The sequence below is a fragment of the Pseudomonas ulcerans genome, assembly GCF_036324125.1.
Taxonomy (GTDB): Bacteria; Pseudomonadota; Gammaproteobacteria; order Pseudomonadales; family Pseudomonadaceae; genus Aquipseudomonas; species Aquipseudomonas ulcerans.
Map to the genome: position 1 here is coordinate 112,347 of NZ_JAZDQN010000009.1, position 14,802 is coordinate 127,148.

Annotated in this window: 15 protein-coding genes; 5 read left to right on the forward strand and 10 right to left on the reverse strand. The window is 63.0% G+C overall.

Going from position 1 to position 14,802, the window contains the following annotated elements:
* Positions 1 to 124: 124 nt before the first annotated feature.
* Together V0R59_RS11075 and V0R59_RS11080 are read right to left on the reverse strand one after the other, a co-directional pair.
* Positions 125 to 1,462 carry a sensor histidine kinase gene (locus tag V0R59_RS11075; RefSeq protein ID WP_330073888.1) on the reverse strand — a complete coding sequence of 446 codons (1,338 nt, stop codon included), beginning with the start codon at positions 1,460 to 1,462 and terminating at the stop codon, positions 125 to 127.
* Positions 1,459 to 2,184 carry a response regulator transcription factor gene (locus tag V0R59_RS11080; RefSeq protein WP_330073889.1) on the reverse strand — a complete coding sequence of 242 codons (726 nt, stop codon included), beginning with the start codon at positions 2,182 to 2,184 and terminating at the stop codon, positions 1,459 to 1,461. The genes V0R59_RS11075 and V0R59_RS11080 overlap by 4 nt, the downstream gene beginning before the upstream one ends.
* A 312-nt stretch (positions 2,185 to 2,496) precedes the next feature.
* On the opposite strand from V0R59_RS11080, the gene V0R59_RS11085 reads away from it, so the two are divergent.
* From V0R59_RS11085 to V0R59_RS11095, 3 genes are all read left to right on the forward strand, one after another.
* Positions 2,497 to 3,942: a PAAR domain-containing protein gene (locus V0R59_RS11085; protein WP_330073890.1), complete on the forward strand. Its 1,446-nt coding sequence runs from the start codon at positions 2,497 to 2,499 to the stop codon at positions 3,940 to 3,942.
* Positions 3,920 to 4,393 carry a hypothetical protein gene (locus V0R59_RS11090; RefSeq protein WP_330073891.1) on the forward strand — a complete coding sequence of 158 codons (474 nt, stop codon included), beginning with the start codon at positions 3,920 to 3,922 and terminating at the stop codon, positions 4,391 to 4,393. The genes V0R59_RS11085 and V0R59_RS11090 overlap by 23 nt, the downstream gene beginning before the upstream one ends.
* Positions 4,394 to 4,751: 358 nt before the next feature.
* The gene (locus V0R59_RS11095; RefSeq protein WP_330073892.1) at positions 4,752 to 5,147 is read left to right on the forward strand and encodes a hypothetical protein; all 396 of its coding nucleotides are present in this window, start codon (positions 4,752 to 4,754) and stop codon (positions 5,145 to 5,147) included.
* A 40-nt stretch (positions 5,148 to 5,187) separates the two neighbouring features.
* On the opposite strand, the gene V0R59_RS11100 is transcribed toward V0R59_RS11095, so the two are convergent.
* The 4 genes from V0R59_RS11100 to V0R59_RS11115 all read right to left on the reverse strand — a co-directional run bounded on the left by V0R59_RS11100 (position 5,188) and on the right by V0R59_RS11115 (position 9,870).
* The gene (locus tag V0R59_RS11100) at positions 5,188 to 7,671 is read right to left on the reverse strand and encodes a TonB-dependent siderophore receptor (protein ID WP_330073893.1); all 2,484 of its coding nucleotides are present in this window, start codon (positions 7,669 to 7,671) and stop codon (positions 5,188 to 5,190) included.
* 76 nt (positions 7,672 to 7,747) lie between these two features.
* Positions 7,748 to 8,692 (reverse strand): FecR family protein, encoded by a 945-nt coding sequence (locus V0R59_RS11105; protein WP_330073894.1) that lies wholly within the window; start codon positions 8,690 to 8,692, stop codon positions 7,748 to 7,750.
* Positions 8,689 to 9,201 carry a sigma-70 family RNA polymerase sigma factor gene (locus V0R59_RS11110; protein WP_330073895.1) on the reverse strand — a complete coding sequence of 171 codons (513 nt, stop codon included), beginning with the start codon at positions 9,199 to 9,201 and terminating at the stop codon, positions 8,689 to 8,691. The genes V0R59_RS11105 and V0R59_RS11110 overlap by 4 nt, the downstream gene beginning before the upstream one ends.
* A 63-nt stretch (positions 9,202 to 9,264) precedes the next feature.
* On the reverse strand, positions 9,265 to 9,870 hold the full coding sequence (locus tag V0R59_RS11115) for a LysE family translocator (RefSeq protein WP_330073896.1): 606 nt from the start codon (positions 9,868 to 9,870) through the stop codon (positions 9,265 to 9,267).
* A 133-nt stretch (positions 9,871 to 10,003) separates the two neighbouring features.
* Between V0R59_RS11115 and V0R59_RS11120 the strand changes: the two genes are divergently transcribed.
* Positions 10,004 to 10,873 carry a LysR substrate-binding domain-containing protein gene (locus V0R59_RS11120; protein WP_330073897.1) on the forward strand — a complete coding sequence of 290 codons (870 nt, stop codon included), beginning with the start codon at positions 10,004 to 10,006 and terminating at the stop codon, positions 10,871 to 10,873.
* Here the strand turns inward: V0R59_RS11120 and V0R59_RS11125 are convergent.
* Positions 10,822 to 11,391: a D-Ala-D-Ala carboxypeptidase family metallohydrolase gene (locus V0R59_RS11125; protein ID WP_330073898.1), complete on the reverse strand. Its 570-nt coding sequence runs from the start codon at positions 11,389 to 11,391 to the stop codon at positions 10,822 to 10,824. The two genes, V0R59_RS11120 and V0R59_RS11125, sit on opposite strands and share 52 nt — an antisense overlap.
* Before the next feature lie 83 nt (positions 11,392 to 11,474).
* Here V0R59_RS11125 and V0R59_RS11130 point away from each other — a divergent pair, with 83 nt between their 5' ends.
* Positions 11,475 to 12,626 (forward strand): hypothetical protein, encoded by a 1,152-nt coding sequence (locus V0R59_RS11130; RefSeq protein WP_330073899.1) that lies wholly within the window; start codon positions 11,475 to 11,477, stop codon positions 12,624 to 12,626.
* Positions 12,627 to 12,798: 172 nt separating this feature from the next.
* On the opposite strand, the gene can is transcribed toward V0R59_RS11130, so the two are convergent.
* Genes can through V0R59_RS11145 form a run of 3 tightly spaced genes read right to left on the reverse strand, consistent with a single transcriptional unit; the run spans position 12,799 to position 14,705 of the window.
* Positions 12,799 to 13,437: a carbonate dehydratase gene (gene can / locus V0R59_RS11135; protein WP_330073900.1), complete on the reverse strand. Its 639-nt coding sequence runs from the start codon at positions 13,435 to 13,437 to the stop codon at positions 12,799 to 12,801.
* Positions 13,438 to 13,468: 31 nt separating this feature from the next.
* Positions 13,469 to 13,921: a ribosomal protein S18-alanine N-acetyltransferase gene (rimI, locus tag V0R59_RS11140; RefSeq protein WP_330073901.1), complete on the reverse strand. Its 453-nt coding sequence runs from the start codon at positions 13,919 to 13,921 to the stop codon at positions 13,469 to 13,471.
* The gene (locus V0R59_RS11145; protein ID WP_330073902.1) at positions 13,914 to 14,705 is read right to left on the reverse strand and encodes an energy transducer TonB; all 792 of its coding nucleotides are present in this window, start codon (positions 14,703 to 14,705) and stop codon (positions 13,914 to 13,916) included. The genes rimI and V0R59_RS11145 overlap by 8 nt, the downstream gene beginning before the upstream one ends.
* Positions 14,706 to 14,802 lie beyond the last annotated feature (97 nt).

Below are 14,802 nucleotides of genomic sequence, written 5' to 3' on the forward strand. Positions count from 1 at the left end.
GGCGGACAGGCTGGAAAGGAGCGAGAGGATCGAGGCACAACGACATCCGGCTCATCCCGCTGACCAGCCCGGGACGAGCGCGAATGCTACTGCCTCGCAAATGAGAGTAAATCTTTTTTACATTTCATACACTTCTCAGCCGCAGGTTGACCCGCAGGCCCGGCGAGCGGTTCTGTGCCCACACCTCGCCGCCTTGCAACTGCACCACGCTGCGGGCGATCGACAGGCCTAAGCCGAAGCCATCGCCGCCCGGGCGCGCGGCATTGAGGCGGGTGAAGGGCAGGAAGATGCTCTCCAGCTTGACCGGATCGACCCCGGGGCCCTGGTCTTCGATCCACAGGTGCCAATCCTCGCCGTCGCGCCGGCCACCGAGGCGCACCATCCCGCCAGGCGGCGAATGACGCACGGCATTGCGCAGGATGTTCTCCAGTGCCTGGGCCAGGCTGTTGAGGTTGCCGAGCACCTGGCAGGGGCCGGGCAGCTCGTTGCGCAATTGCTCGGCGGGCCAGTCGCGTTCGTAGCAGACGTCCTCGCAGAGCACGTCCCAGAGGCGGCCGATATCCACGGTCTCCACCGGCAGTTGCGGACGCTCGGTATCCAGCCAGACCAGCTCCAGGGTGTCGTTGATCAACTGCTCCATGCCCTGCACTTCCCGCTCCAGGCGCTGGCGCAGGGCCACGGTGTCCTGCTCGCGTTCGCCGGTGACGCGCAGGCGGCTCAAGGGCGTGCGCAGTTCGTGGGAAAGATCGCGCAGCAACTGGCGCTGGAACGCCACGGTGTTTTCCAGGCGCCCGGCCATGTGGTCGAAAGCCCGTGCCAGTTCGCCCAGTTCGTCGCGGCGCCGGGTCAGCTGCGGGCCGACCCGCGCCGAGAGATTGCCGGTGCTCAGGGCGTTGGCCTGGCGACGCAGGATCACCATCGGGGCGATCACCGTGCGGTACAGCAACAGGCCCAGGCCGATGGCCAGGCAAGCCGGCAGGATGCGCTCCAGCAACAGGCGCCAGAGATGGTTGTACTGGCGCGGATCAAGGCGCGCCGGCAGGTCCATCACCAGCCGCGCCTCGCTGTCGCTGAATGGCACGTAGAAGGTCGGCGTGCCACCAGGGCGCCCCACCGACCAGTCCAGCGGGCGCATGAAGTTGAGCTTCTTGCGTTCGCGACCGCGCAGCGGCTGGGACGACAGGGAGATATCGTGCTTGCCTACCACGGTAGCCCACACGCCCTCGCGCTCGCGCAGGCTGCGCAGGAAGGCATCGACGCCGGGCGTGCCCTGCTCCACCCAGGCGTTCTCGGCTTCCCGGGCATAGCTGGCCAGCAGGCTGCGGGTCGACGCGGGGAGCGTGGCCGTGGCGCTGTTGAGCCGCTCGCTGACATCCACATGCAGGCTGATGATCAACAGGCTCAGCAGCACGATCCCGCCGATCAGCTTCCAGAACAGCGAGTGGCGGTCGGGCAGGTTCATGGCGCCACGCGCTTGAGCACGTAGCCGGCGCCGCGCACCGTCTCCACCCGTCCGGCGCTGTAGCCGATGACCTGCAGCTTGCGGCGGATATGGCTGACGTGCATGTCCAGGCTGCGGTCGTGGATCGAATAGGCGCGGTGCAGGGCCTGCTGGTAGAGGAAGGTCTTGCTCAGCACCTCGTTGGGCGAGTGCAGCAGGGTTTCGAGGATGCGGTACTCGGTGCTGGTCAGGTCGGCCCAGATGCCGTTGTTGCAGACGTCGCTGCGCAGCGCATCGAAGGTCAGGCCGAGGGCCTGGCCCAGTTCCTCGTGCGCCTTGTGCTCGGCGCGCTCGTAGGCCACGCGGCGCAGGATGGCGTCGATGCGCACGTCCATCTCGCCCATGCTGAACGGCTTGGGCAGGTAGTCGTCGGCGCCCTGGCTGAAGCCGACGATGCGATCCTGCTCGGCGCCCAGCGCTGACATCAGGATCACTGGCACGCGCTGGCGGCGGCGCAGCTCGGCGAGCATGTCCAGGCCGTTGCTGTCGGGCAGGAGGATGTCCAGCAGGACCAGGTCGAAGCCGCCATCGCGCACCAGCTCGACCACGTCGCGGGCGTCGTGGCGCAGGGTCACGGCGAAACCGCGCTGGCCGAGGTGACTGTCGATATGCGCGGCCAGCAAGGGATCGTCCTCGATGGCGAGGATGCGCACCGGGGCGCGGGGAGATAAGGCGGGTGGCATGGGGCACCTTACGAATGAGAATGGTTCTTTGTCGCGCATTCTGACGAAAGATTAGGAAGATGCCCATAGCTGCTTGCAGGCCATCAGCCACGACCTGAAGTCCGCTACCCAGCGCAACCTCAAAAAAATCCTATACCCCTCTCGGAAACGTCTGATTTCTTTACCGCTATCAAGACGTCAGGGTTGCAGGCCTCCAACCGACAGGCACCGTCGCCTTTCCATTCAAGGACCAGGCGGTGCTTCTGAACAAGGAGCCACACCATGTCCCCGATCATCCAGCGGTCCAGCCACAACAAGGCGGAGGACTGAACCATGACCCGCTCGACAATCAACGGACTCGGCCAAGGCCTGCATGGCGACGAAACCACCACCGGCGCCGTCTGCTACAGCAGCCTGCCACATTCGACCCAGGGCGAACGCGGTGTGCTTCGTGTCGGCGACAAGACCAGCGACTGCCCGCGCTGCGGCCAGCAGGGCACCATTGCCGAAGGTTGGCAGGGATTCATCTGGAATGGCGCGCAGACCGCACTGCATGGTGCCCGAGTGCGATGTGGTTGCCCGCCTGGCAGCAATCGCCTGATTGCCCTGGATCCACCACAGCGCTCAACTCGAATGGCCAATCCAGGCGTCGCACCTGCTGGTGCAAGGGCAGCACAGTCCTCCTCTCCTACGACATTCTCTTCACCCGCCGCACCACAGTCCCCTTTCTCGACGGAACAGAACAACGAACCTGCCGAGCCGGGCTTCTACATCGTCCCGAAATCCACCACCCGCCAACAGTTGATCGCCGAACTGTTCGGCGAGGCGCCCTCCCCCGAGGTGATGCGCAAGTTCAACGGGCTTAATGGCAGCCTCGGCGATGGCATCGTCAAGGCCGGGCAGATGGTGGTGCTGGGTGATCCGCGCAATTACATGTGCATGCGCGAAGAAGCGCATTTGATGGAGGCGGCGGAGGAAGTGGCGGTGGCGTTGGCTGATCTGGAGCCGGACGATGCGGATTTCATGGCTGAATATCAGGCCCAGATCGCCGCAATCCTTGGAAGCGCGTCAACGTGGGGGGGTGTAGCCACTGCAGGTATGGAAAAACACCTCGGCGATATCACTCGCACATTGCAAAACCTTGAAGCGTTATATGTCGATACCTACCGTACATATGGTCGCCTCAACGTGCCGGAGTTCTTCAGCAAACGAAAGGTCATTTTGGACGAGCTGGACGGAAAACTGTTCAACTCTGCAAGAGTTCGGGGCGCCCTATCACTTGGCAACCACCCAAAACTACAAAAATCTTTGCGCATTTCAAGCAAGAGCGTTGTCCACCATTGGAAAAAATCTGGCGCTGCCAAGGAGCTTCCTGGGTACACCAATTACATAAAAACCATGAGCAAAGCCACCATCTACATGAAACACGGCGGGTACTTGGCGATTGGTATAGGAGGAATCTCGTCTTTTCTCAAGATCAAAGAGGCTTGTGAAGCGGGCTCGACAGATACTTGCAGAAGAGTGGTAATAACAGAAACAACAAAGTTCGTAGCCAGCTCGGCAGCCGGGATCGCTGGCGCCAAGATAGGCGCCAAAGAAAGCCCCTACATTTGCTACAAATTCTCTTTAAACCCCAAAAAATACGGAACTTGCACTATCGCAGTAGTCGCTGGCTCAGCTTACCTCGGTTCAACGTTTGCAACTGACCTCGGAGAATATCTTGGGGGAGAGGCTGCATCAGCTGGAGATGTCATACATGATCACTTCTTCCACGACTGACATGAATATCTGGCTAGCCATTCTTTTTATGAGCCTGATAATAACAATCCCAGTCCTATGGACGATTGCAATTGCGCACTCGGCATACATCAGCAACAAATACCTGGATGAAATCATCAGCTCAATCAAACATAGCCCAGAACTGAGCTCCACCATAAAACTCTATGCTTCACTCGGGCTATCAAGGAGAATCTTCATACCCGGATTACTACATACATGGATGTCAAAGAGCAGATTTACATCGATTGGCTTAATATCAAATTCCGACATTGAAAACTTCCCCCACCATATAAAAACAGCAATCTCCAAAAACAACAAGCTATATAAAATAAGCTTGACATGGACTTTTCTTGTTTTTCTGATAGTGCTCTTCAAAAATCTTCCTGAACCTTCAATATCAGGAGCCATACAGTACCTCGCCCCCATGAAATCAACTCAACTTACGATATAAGCACATGGTCGAATGGTCTATGGCTCTGCGTCATCGGTTTCGGACTATTGATGCTTATGGTCACGCTAAAAACAACTGACAAATTTGAGAAAAGCTATCACATTGACATTCTAAAAGACACTCAGAAAAAAGACGAAAACAACGCCACATATAAAACATCGCTCCCACGCCACGCAATCAAATGGATGATAATTGAAAAAATACTTATAAAATTCTCCATAGTCTGGATAGCAGTATCCATTGCACTAAGAGAGTATTTTCTGAATAGGTAGATACTCATATCGCCCTTGGCACGAACGGGTGCAGTAGATCACCGATCACTCACTATTTGCGAAATTCTTCCAACAGGAAATCAAGCATGATCGATCTGGCAACCTGGTCGAAAGGCATGTGGTTATCCGTTATAGGATTCGGCATCCTGATGCTCATCGCAGCCTTTAGACTCACAAAAAAGCTGGAAGAGCTGCATCACAAGAGACTATTCAAGGAAATGACAAACAGCAACTATATGAGAATCATCGAGCATCAGCTCGAAATCTCAACGAAGCGCAAAAAAAAGAGCATTCGAGACGCCCTGAACCATATATTACTCTTCCCCGACCCATTCTTTAGCGATGGACGAATCAGCAAAGAGGACATGGAGAAAGTAAAACCTCTCATGGACGAATGGATAAAAACAAACCGAATCATCCTGGCATTTCCACTCATCTGGATCGTCGCATTCACCGTGGCCATGAAAATATACACAGACTAAATTTCAGTTGCCCCCTCCCGTCACGAGGGGGTTACACCCATCAAAACTCCCACTTACTCGTCACCACCACATTCCGCGGTTCTCCATAACTCCCGCTATAGAAGTTCTCATCCAGCGAACTCACATACTTCTTGTCGAACAGATTGTTCACCGTCGCCGTCGCCGACCATTGCGGCGTCAGTTGGTACCGCGCCATCAGCCCCACCGTCGCATAGTCATCCTGCTTGTAGGTCGAGGCCTGGGGCAGCATCCAGCTTTCGGAAGTGAAGTGGATGCTGCTCTGCCAGTTCACCCCGCCGCCCACGGTCAGGCGCTCCAGGGCGCCGGGCAGGCGGTAGGTGGTCCAGAGTTTGAAAAGGTCCAGCGGGATCAGGCTCTTGACCCGCTCGCCTTCGCTGTCTTCGACCCGGGCATGGCTGTAGCTGGCATCGATGTTCCAGCCCGGGAGGATCTCGCCGCTGATCTCCAGGTCGAGGCCGCGGGTGGTGGTCTTCTTGGCGGCGTAGGCGGTGTCGTAGTCGGTGCCGATGATGATGCCGTCGGCAATGGCGTCGTTGTCCAGCTTGACCTCGAAGAGGGCAATGGCCGTGTTCAGCCGGCCATCGAAGTACTCGCCCTTGAGGCCGATCTCGTAGTTGTCGCCTTCGCGCGGTTGCAGCACCTTGCCGTTGCGGTCCTTGTAAGTCTGGGGCTTGAAGATGCTGGTGTAGCTGGCGTACGCCGAGTGGTTGGCGTCGAGGTCGTAGACCATGCCGGCATAGGGCGTGACTTCGCCACTGACCCGGGTCGAGTTGGCGGTGTTCAGGCGCACCATGGCCGGGACGTTGTAGGTGTAGCTGTCGTCGTACTTGTAGTTGCTGACCCGCGCGCCGAGCACCAGCGAGAGGTCGTCGACGGGCTTGAGCCGAGTCGCCAGGTAGGCGCCGTTCTGCCGCTGGGTGAGGTTGTCGTCCTCACGGTTGATGCTGTAGGTCGGCCGCGGTGCGTAGTTGTCCCAGGTCCAGATGTTCACCGGCTTGCCACTGACCAGGTTGTCGCTGCCACCGGCGGCGGTCGGGTGACCGAAGCCGTTGCGGCGGTTTTCGTAGTCCTGGTAATTGAAGCCCATGACCAGCTCGTGCTCGCGGCCGAACGCCTGGAACGGCCCGGACAGCATCAGGTCGAGGCCCTTCTGCTTCTGCCAGTTCTCGCCCTTGGTGGCGGTGTATTTCAGGCCGCTGCCGGTGGCCGGATCGACGAAGCCGGTGGAGGTGCCGGCGATCACCGAGTCGTAGTCGCGGGTGCCGTACAGGTAGCTGGCGGACAGCTTCAGGCTCCAGTCATTGGCCAGCTTCTGCTCGATCGAGGCGAAGCTGTCAAAGATCTGCTGGCGGTTGCTGCTGTCGCGGCTGGCCGGGTTGTCGGAGCGCGAGGTGTGCAGCTTGTTGCCGTAGCGGTCGAGCACCGGCAGGCCGGTGGTGGAGAAGCCACGCGGATCGTTGTTCAGGTAGCTGGCACCGACGGTCAGCAAGGTACTGTCGCTGAGGTCGAATTCGGTGATGCCGTAGAGGACGGTCTTTTCCTGCTGCAGGTGGTCGGTGAAGCTGTTCGCCTGCTGGTAGGCGGCGACCGCACGGCCACGCACGTTGCCGGTCTCGGTCAGCGGGCCGGAGACGTCCACCTCGCCGCGATACAGGTCCCACGAACCCAGCCCGCCACTGACGTAGCCCTTGACGCTGTCGGTAGGACGCTTGCGCACCAGGTTGACGGTGCCGGACGGATCACCCGCGCCGGTCAGCAGGCCAGTTGCACCGCGCACCACTTCGACGCGGTCGTAGATCGCCATGTCCGCCAGGGCATGGGGCAGCGCCTGGCTGAAGGCGAACGAGGTGGTGGGCATGCCGTCGAACTGGTAGTTGTCGATGGCCAGGCCGCGGGAGAACACGTAGAGCCGGTCGCTGCCCGGGCTCTGCACGTTGATGCCCGGCGCCTGCTCCAGCACCTGGCCGATGCTGCGCAGGTTCTGGTCGTCGATGCGCTGGCGGGTCATGACGCTGACCGATTGCGGCGTCTCGCGCAGGCTCATGGTCAGTTTCGTCGCGGTATTGGTGGCGCCGGTGGTGTAGGAGCCGCTGCCCTCGGTGGTGCTCCCCAGCCCCGCCCCGGTGATGTTGGTCGCGCCCAGCTCCAGCGCGCCGGCATCCTGCGGCACCGCCACCAGCACATAGCCGTCAGGGCTGGATTGCGCCCGCAGGCCCTGGCCATGCAGCAGCGCGGCAAAACCTTCCAGCACCCCGTAGCTGCCCTGCAGGCCGGCACTGCGCTTGTGCGCCACCTGCTCGGCATTGAACGAGATCGCCACGCCGGCCTCGCGGGCGTAGCGGCTCAGCACGTCGCCGAGGGCGCCGGCCGGGATGTCGTAGCGTTGCAGTTGCTGCTGGGCCTGGGCCGGCAGCGCGGCGAGCAGCGGCGCGCCGAGGATGGCGACATGGATGGCCAGCGCCAGGGTGCTGCCAGCGGTGCGGGGGCGTAGCGAAACAGACATCTTCCGTGGTCCTTGTTGAGTGTTGGCTAGTACAGAGGACGCACGGCCACGGACAAGTGGAAAAAGATCGTGAGAATTATTTGCGTTCGAAACTGATGCGGGTGACCCACGGCGTGTAGTGCTCGACCTTGATCGGCAGGCTGCGCGCCAGCAGGCGCAAGGCCCGCTCGCTGTCGTCCGCTGGCAGCACCGCCGAGACCTTGAGCCCGGCCAGGGCCTTGGCGTCGTAGCTCAGGTAGCCGCCATGGTGACGCGCCAGGCGCTCCAGCACCTGGTCCAGCGGCTGCTCGCGAATCACCAGTTGGTGAGCTTCCCATGCCTGCTCCAGCCCGGCGCCATCGACTGGCTGTGCGGGCTGGATGCCCTGGGCATCGAACTGCACCTGCTGGCCGGCACTGACGGTGACGCTGCTGCCGGCGCTCTTCACCTCGGTGCTGGACTCGATCATCGCCAGGCGCGTGGATTCACCCAGCCGCTCCACCACGAAACGAGTGCCCAGCGCCCGCACGCTGCCGTGCTCGGTGACCACCAGGAACGGCCGGCTGGCGTCCTTGGCGACGTCGACGAGGATTTCGCCGCTGACCAGGCGCAGGGTCCGGGTCTGCCCGTCGAATTGCAGGTCCACCGCCGAACGTCCGTCCAGCCGGATGCGACTGCCGTCCGGCAGTTGCTGGCTGCTCCACTGGCCAACCCCGGTGCGGATATCCGCCAGCAGGTAGGCCGGCGGGAACTGCTGCAGGGCCAGCCCCGCCGGAAGCGCCAGCACGGCCGTCAGGGCCAGCGCCTTGAGCGTGCGCCCGCCGCGCCGCGCGCCGACACTGCCCAGCGCCGCGCGCACCGGCGCCCGTGGCAGCTCATGCAAGGGCGCGAGGCTGCCCTGCAACGCTTGCACGGCCTGGACATGCGCGGGGTCGGCCGCCAGCCAGGCGCGGAAGGCTTCCCGCGCCGCCGCGTCCGGCTCGTCGTCCATGCGCACCAGCCACTCCGCCGCCTGGTGCAGCACCGCCGGCGACACGCTCACAGCGCACCGCCAGCGGCGTGACACTGCAGCAGCGCCTGGACCAGGTCGTTCTGGATGGTCTTGGTGGAGACGTTGAAGTGTGCGGCGATTTCGCCGTGGCTGAGGCCGTCGAGGTGACGCATGACGAAGACCTGGCGCATGCGCGGTGTCATCGCCTCCAGCGCCCGGGCGATATGGTCGAGAGCCTGTACCGCGGCCATCACCTGTTCGGCGGAGGGCGCCTGTTCCATGTGTTCGACATGCCGCGCCAGTTCTTCGCGATAGGCCTGCTCCAGCCGCTGTCGGCGCCCACGGTCCAGCAGCAGGCGCCGGGCCACGGTGGCGAGGAAGGCCCGCGGCTCGTTCGGTGCCACGTAGGCACCGGCGCTGAGCAGCCGGGTGAAGGTGTCCTGGGCCATGTCCGCGGCATTGTGCGGACAGTCCAGGCGCCGCCGCAGCCAGCCCAGCAACCAGACGTGATAGCCCTTGTACAACGCTTCGAGACTGTCTGCTGGCGGAATGGCTTTCATGGCGGTAACACTGAATGGGAATGATTCTATCTTATGATTCCGACACAGCCTGTTGCAATCCGCTCAACGCACGCTGGCAAACAGCACCGTCATGCCCAGCCCGAGCAAGGCCATGCCGATCACCCGGTCCACCATGCGCTGGCGGTCGATCATCACCCGGCGCAATGGCGCGCTGGAAAAGCACAGGGCGACGACGCTGAACCAGGCCCAGTGCGCCAAGGACATGAACAGGCCGTAGCCGAACTGCTGGACCAGCGAGCTGCCCGGCTGCACCACCTGGGTATAAGCGCTGACCACGAACAGCAGGGTCTTGGGGTTCAGCGCATTGGTCAGGAAGCCGGAGAGGAAGGTGCCTTTGCGCGCACCGCCCTCGCCGTCCATCGACAGGCGGGTGGTGTTGGTCAGCGAGCTGTAGCCGAGGTAGATCAGGTAGCCGGCGCCGAGGACCTTCATGACCAGGAACAGCGTCGGCGAATGCTGCACCAGAACCGAGACGCCGAGCACGGTGTACAGCACATGCACCTGCACCCCGCAGGCGATGCCAAGGGCGGCGAGCAGACCGCTGCGGCGCCCGAAGGCATAGCTGGCGCGGGTGACCATGGCGAAATCCGGCCCCGGGCTGATGACCGCCAGCACGGTGAACAGGGCGACGGCGACGAGTTCGTTCAAGACAGGCTTCCTCTTTCTTGAGATGCGCTAGCAAATGGCGCGGATGATTGCGACGGACGCCATTATCGAAAGCCTGACTACCAGGAAAAAAGCGATTTATAGTGCCGCAAATCCGCTAGTTTTCCTCACAGATATGAAACTGCCTGCCCTCACCGCCTTCCGCTACTTCGATGTCGCCGCGCGCACCGAGAGCTTCGTCCGCGCCGCCGAGCTGCTGCATGTCACCCATGGCGCAGTCAGCCGCCAGGTGCGCTTGCTGGAAGCCTCGCTGGGGGTGGAACTGTTCGAACGGCGCAACCGGGCGATCTTCCTCACTGCCGCCGGCCGCACCTTGCTGGGCACCACCCAGTCGATCTTCGAACAGCTGGAGGGCACGGTGTCGCGGCTGCAGCAGCAGACCCGGGAAAACGTGCTGGTGTTCTCCTGCGAGCCGACCCTGGCGATGAAATGGCTGATCCCGCGACTGGCGGACTTCCATGCCAGGAATCCCGGAATCCAGGTGCACCTGATGGCCGCTGGCGGGCCGGTGGACTTCGTGCGCAGCGGGGTCGACCTGGCCCTGCGGCGCGACGATTTCCAGTGGGAAGACGGGCTGCACGTGCAGAAGATCTGCGACGAATGGGTCGGTCCGGTCGCCAGCCCTCGCCTGGCCCTGCCGGCCAAGGGTTTCGCCGGTCAGCGCCTGCTGTACAGCGCCACCCGACCCGGTGCCTGGAAGACCTGGCTACGCCTGAACAAGCAGACCGAGCGCGGCACCGAACGGGCCGAATACGAACATTTCTACCTGTGCATCCAGGCCGCGGTGGCCGGGCTCGGCGTGGCCATGGCCTCGCGGCTGATGGTGGCTGACGAGCTGGCCAGCGGGCAGTTGCTGGCGCCCCACGGTTTCGTCCGCGATGGCTCGGCGTACGTGCTGCTGTGTCCGCAGGTGCTGGCGGAGTCGGAGAAGTGTCAGCGCTTCACCGCCTGGGTCATGGAGCAGGCCGCGCCCCAGGTGCGATAGCCGGTGGTGTCGATGTGGATGCGCCCCGAGGGATAGCGTCCCAGGCCCATGTTCCAGACCTGTCCGTAGCGCTGCCAGAAGCCGCACAGCGACTGCGTGTCGGCGCCCTTCTGCAACAGCAGGTCGACCGCGAAGGCGCGCATGTGGGCACTGCCGGGTGCGCCACCCGCACAGCGATTGAGCGCAGGATCACGGTAGGCGGAAACCACCTCGAACGGCCCCAGGATGCGCTCGTCGCGCAGCAGGTCGAGCAGGCGCAAGGTGCTGCGCACATCGGCCCAGTGGGAAACCGGCGCCACCGCGAACGGCTCGGCCCGGCACTGGCGCCAGTCACTGGCCGAGCGCAGCAACTGGTGCAGCGGCACCACCCCGTACAGGCGCGCCTCCACCAGCATCTCGCGGAAGGCGCGGGTATCGTGCTCGCCGGTCCACTGGGCGAACATCCACAGGTCCCGTTCGTCCGCCCGCGCCTCGCCGCTGAACAGCAGCGCCAGCAAGGCCAGTGTCCAGCCGTTCATCCACCCTCTTCCCACGACCACCGTGCGTCCTCCAGTATGGCGTGCCTCCCATCCGCGGGGAGCCATCTGACAAGGAGTTAAGCATGCACAAGATTGCACCGATTGCCTTGAGCCTGGTCGCGTTCGGATTGGCCGGCCAGGCCCTGGCCGATGCCCGGGTCGAGCTGGGCGACCAGGCACGTGTGACCCGCCTGTTCGCCTACCCCAACAACTGCAACGTCATCTGCTTTCGCAACTGGACGCTGGAGCAGACCGTCGAGCACTACCTGAACCAGAGCGTGCAACGCGATGGCTACCCGGCCGCGAAGGTCACGGTGCACCGCGACAACGACAAGTATTTTGCCGATATCAGCGGCGTCCCCAGCGACTACCACAAACCCTTGGGCGCCCTGCTCGATGCCGGCGAGCTGGCCTACAACGGCGCGCAGAAACTCAACGCCGACGGCAAGTGGTCCTACGACTGGTACCTGTTCCTGCCGCTGGGCATGGCCCTGGAAAACCGCCGCAGCATCGAGCTGCTGCACTTCCCGCCGGATTACTCGCTGACCCAGGCCCAGGACTACCTGCGCTCCAACACCACCGATCGCTGGGCCAGCCTGCTGACCTTCAACGGCATTGCGGCCGAGCAGACCCCGGCCTACCAGACCATCGTCGACATCGCCCCGATCGCCGCTCCGGCCAGCGCAGGCTCGACCCTGGAAGGCACCTATGGCTACTTCCAGGATTACCAGGTGCGCATGGTCAAGGAAGTCACCCTGACCGCGAAGGGCGAGTCGCTGCCGATGGTCGCCTTTGGCGCGCCGGTGCGCAGCTGGATCAAGCAGCAATATGGTGCCGACCTCAAGGTGCTGGGGCTGGCGATCATCAACCCGACCACGGGGCAGAAAGTGCCGGTGCTGGGCTCCAACCACCCGAGCGCGATCTGGTACACGGCGGACCCCGCCAACAATGGTGGCAGCCAGGAAAAGGCTGATGCCGCGGGTCTCAAGATGATGGGCCAGGATCTCAGCGCGGCATGCTGGCAGGCGGGAATGGGCAGCAATCCTGCAGCCGATGCGCAACTGACCCTGAATGCCTGCACGCAGAAATGGCAGGTGACGGCGAAGAAGCAGACCTGTGAACTGTTCTACCGGACGATTCGCGAGATGACACCGGAGCAGGCGAGTGCGAAGTGCAATACGGGGGCGATGACACGGGAGTTGCGGGAGTTGCAGAAGCCAGCGGACGAGTCCTGAGCAACTCGGTCACTTTGGGAGTCCGCCCCGCCTTTCAGGCCGCGCTGTTGCGCACAGAACAGGTCTAAAGAGCGACGCGGCCCCTGTGGGAGCGGGTTCACCCGCGATGACGCCGGTGGATTCACTATCGCCATCGCGGGTAAACCCGCTCCTACAAGGTTTCGCGTCACATTTACTCCTGCGGGCGCAGGCGGTACTGCGGCGGCAACTGCGCCAACCCGCTGATGGTCACGTCCAGGCTCTTCCACCGCCCGTCCTTGATCCCGTAGATGCAGCCATGCACCGACAGCTCCTGGCCGCGATGCCAGGCGTTCTGCACGATGGTGGTATGGCCGACGTTGGCCACCTGCTGGATCACGTTCAGCTCGCACAGCCGGTCGACCTGCGCCTCCTCGGTGGGCAGCTTCGACAGCTCCACGCGGTGCTCGTAGTAGATATCGCGGATCGCGCGCAGCCAGCCATCGATCAGGCCGAACTGACGATCCTGCATCGACGCCCGCACCCCGCCGCAACCGTAGTGCCCGGTCACCAGGATATGGCGGACCTTGAGCACATCCACCGCGTACTGGATCACCGAGAGGCAGTTCAGGTCGGTGTGCAGCACCACGTTGGCCACGTTGCGGTGCACGAACAGGTCGCCCGGCAGCATGCCGACGATCTCGTTGGCCGGGACCCGCGCATCGGAGCAACCGATCCAGAGGAATTCAGGGGTCTGCTGGCGGGCCAGCTTGGCGAAGAAATCCGGGTCGCGCTGCTTGATGGCGTCGGCCCAGCGTTCGTTGTTGTCGATCAGTTCCTGCAGGTCGTGCATGTCCAGGCCTCATGAAATGATGCGGTTCTTGTTATTCGACCAGGGTACAGGCCATCACCAGGGCGTCTTCGCGGCCGCCGGCGACCGGGTAGTAGTCACGGCGCCGGCCGACTTCGTTGAAGCCATAGCGCTCGTACAGGCGATAGGCCGACTGGTTGCTGGCGCGCACTTCGAGGAAGCACTCGCGGGCATTCAGCGCATAGGCACGCTTCATCAGTTCTTCCAGCAGGCTCAGGCCGAGCCCACGCCCCTGGCTTTCCGGCTTGACCGTGATATTGAGCAGGTGCGCCTCGTCGATGATCACCTGGATCACCCCGTGGCCGACCTGCTGCTGGCCTTCGAACATCAGCCAGATCTCGTAGCTCTTCAGGCCGTCGAGGAAGATCCCGCGGGTCCACGGGTGGCTGAAGGCAGCGTATTCGATCTTCAGCACGGCATCCAGGTCCGCCTCGGTCATCCGGCGGAAACTGAGGGTGTCACTCATTGCTTGGCTTCCAGCGCGCCATCAGCTGGCGCATGGCTTTCCAGACGTCCGCCTTGCGCTGCGGCTCGTCCATCAACACTTCAAGACCGGGCAGCGCCCAGGCAGTGCCCAGGCCCTGAACCGAGAATTCCTGGTAATACGCGTCTTCGTCGCGCTCGCCGGCATGACGAATGGCCGGCAGGCCGATCAGCCACAGGCAGGCGGCGGGCTCACGCTCCAGTTGCACCTGGGTGAAACCGTGGACGAAGTCGCGGGCGGCGTCCGGCCCCTGGTCCAGGCTGCCGCGTACCAGCAGCGGCCAACGGATCGGTTCGCCGAGGATCTGCGGGCTGTCTGGCAGGCCGGCGGCACGCAGCATGTCCTTGAGCAGCAGGTAGGACGGGTCGCGGCTCTGGAACGGCTGGCCGGTGGCCAGTTCCACCAGCAGCAGGCAACGTCCGGCGCGCAGCAGTTGCAGGGCGAAACGCGGCGGTGGCGGGGCGACGACACGGGCCGGCGCAGGCTTTTCGTCCGCCGTTTCCACCGGCTTGCTGGCCACCTTGGCCGCGGCATTCGGTCGCGGAATCTCGATCTTCGGCCGTTCCGCCGGCTTGACCACCACTTGCGCGGCGCCTGCCGGCGCGGCCTGGGCCGGCTGCGCCTGCGGCGGCTCGTCCAGCAACGGCTCGACCGGCAGCAGCAGCTCCGGGCGCGACGGCGCGGCGAACGGCAGTTCGGTACGCGGCAGCCAGTGCACCACTTGCATGGCATTCAGGTAAGCGCGGCGGCGGGACTCGGTGAGCAAGGCGGTTCGGCCATCTGTGGATAAGTCGGGGCGACATTCTAACGCCGTTGCGCTCGCCGCGCCGCTGCCGATCACGACAAATCCGCCGGACAACCGC

Coding starts and splice junctions, on each gene's coding strand:
- V0R59_RS11085 (WP_330073890.1), top strand. CDS start 2,497: ATGACCCGCTCGACAATCAACGGACTCGGCCAAGGCCTGCATGGCGAC.
- V0R59_RS11095 (WP_330073892.1), top strand. CDS start 4,752: ATGATCGATCTGGCAACCTGGTCGAAAGGCATGTGGTTATCCGTTATA.
- V0R59_RS11075 (WP_330073888.1), bottom strand. CDS start 1,462: ATGAACCTGCCCGACCGCCACTCGCTGTTCTGGAAGCTGATCGGCGGG.
- V0R59_RS11110 (WP_330073895.1), bottom strand. CDS start 9,201: ATGAAAGCCATTCCGCCAGCAGACAGTCTCGAAGCGTTGTACAAGGGC.
- V0R59_RS11125 (WP_330073898.1), bottom strand. CDS start 11,391: ATGAACGGCTGGACACTGGCCTTGCTGGCGCTGCTGTTCAGCGGCGAG.
- V0R59_RS11120 (WP_330073897.1), top strand. CDS start 10,004: ATGAAACTGCCTGCCCTCACCGCCTTCCGCTACTTCGATGTCGCCGCG.
- V0R59_RS11100 (WP_330073893.1), bottom strand. CDS start 7,671: ATGTCTGTTTCGCTACGCCCCCGCACCGCTGGCAGCACCCTGGCGCTG.
- V0R59_RS11090 (WP_330073891.1), top strand. CDS start 3,920: ATGATCACTTCTTCCACGACTGACATGAATATCTGGCTAGCCATTCTT.
- rimI (WP_330073901.1), bottom strand. CDS start 13,921: ATGAGTGACACCCTCAGTTTCCGCCGGATGACCGAGGCGGACCTGGAT.
- V0R59_RS11080 (WP_330073889.1), bottom strand. CDS start 2,184: ATGCCACCCGCCTTATCTCCCCGCGCCCCGGTGCGCATCCTCGCCATC.
- can (WP_330073900.1), bottom strand. CDS start 13,437: ATGCACGACCTGCAGGAACTGATCGACAACAACGAACGCTGGGCCGAC.
- V0R59_RS11130 (WP_330073899.1), top strand. CDS start 11,475: ATGCACAAGATTGCACCGATTGCCTTGAGCCTGGTCGCGTTCGGATTG.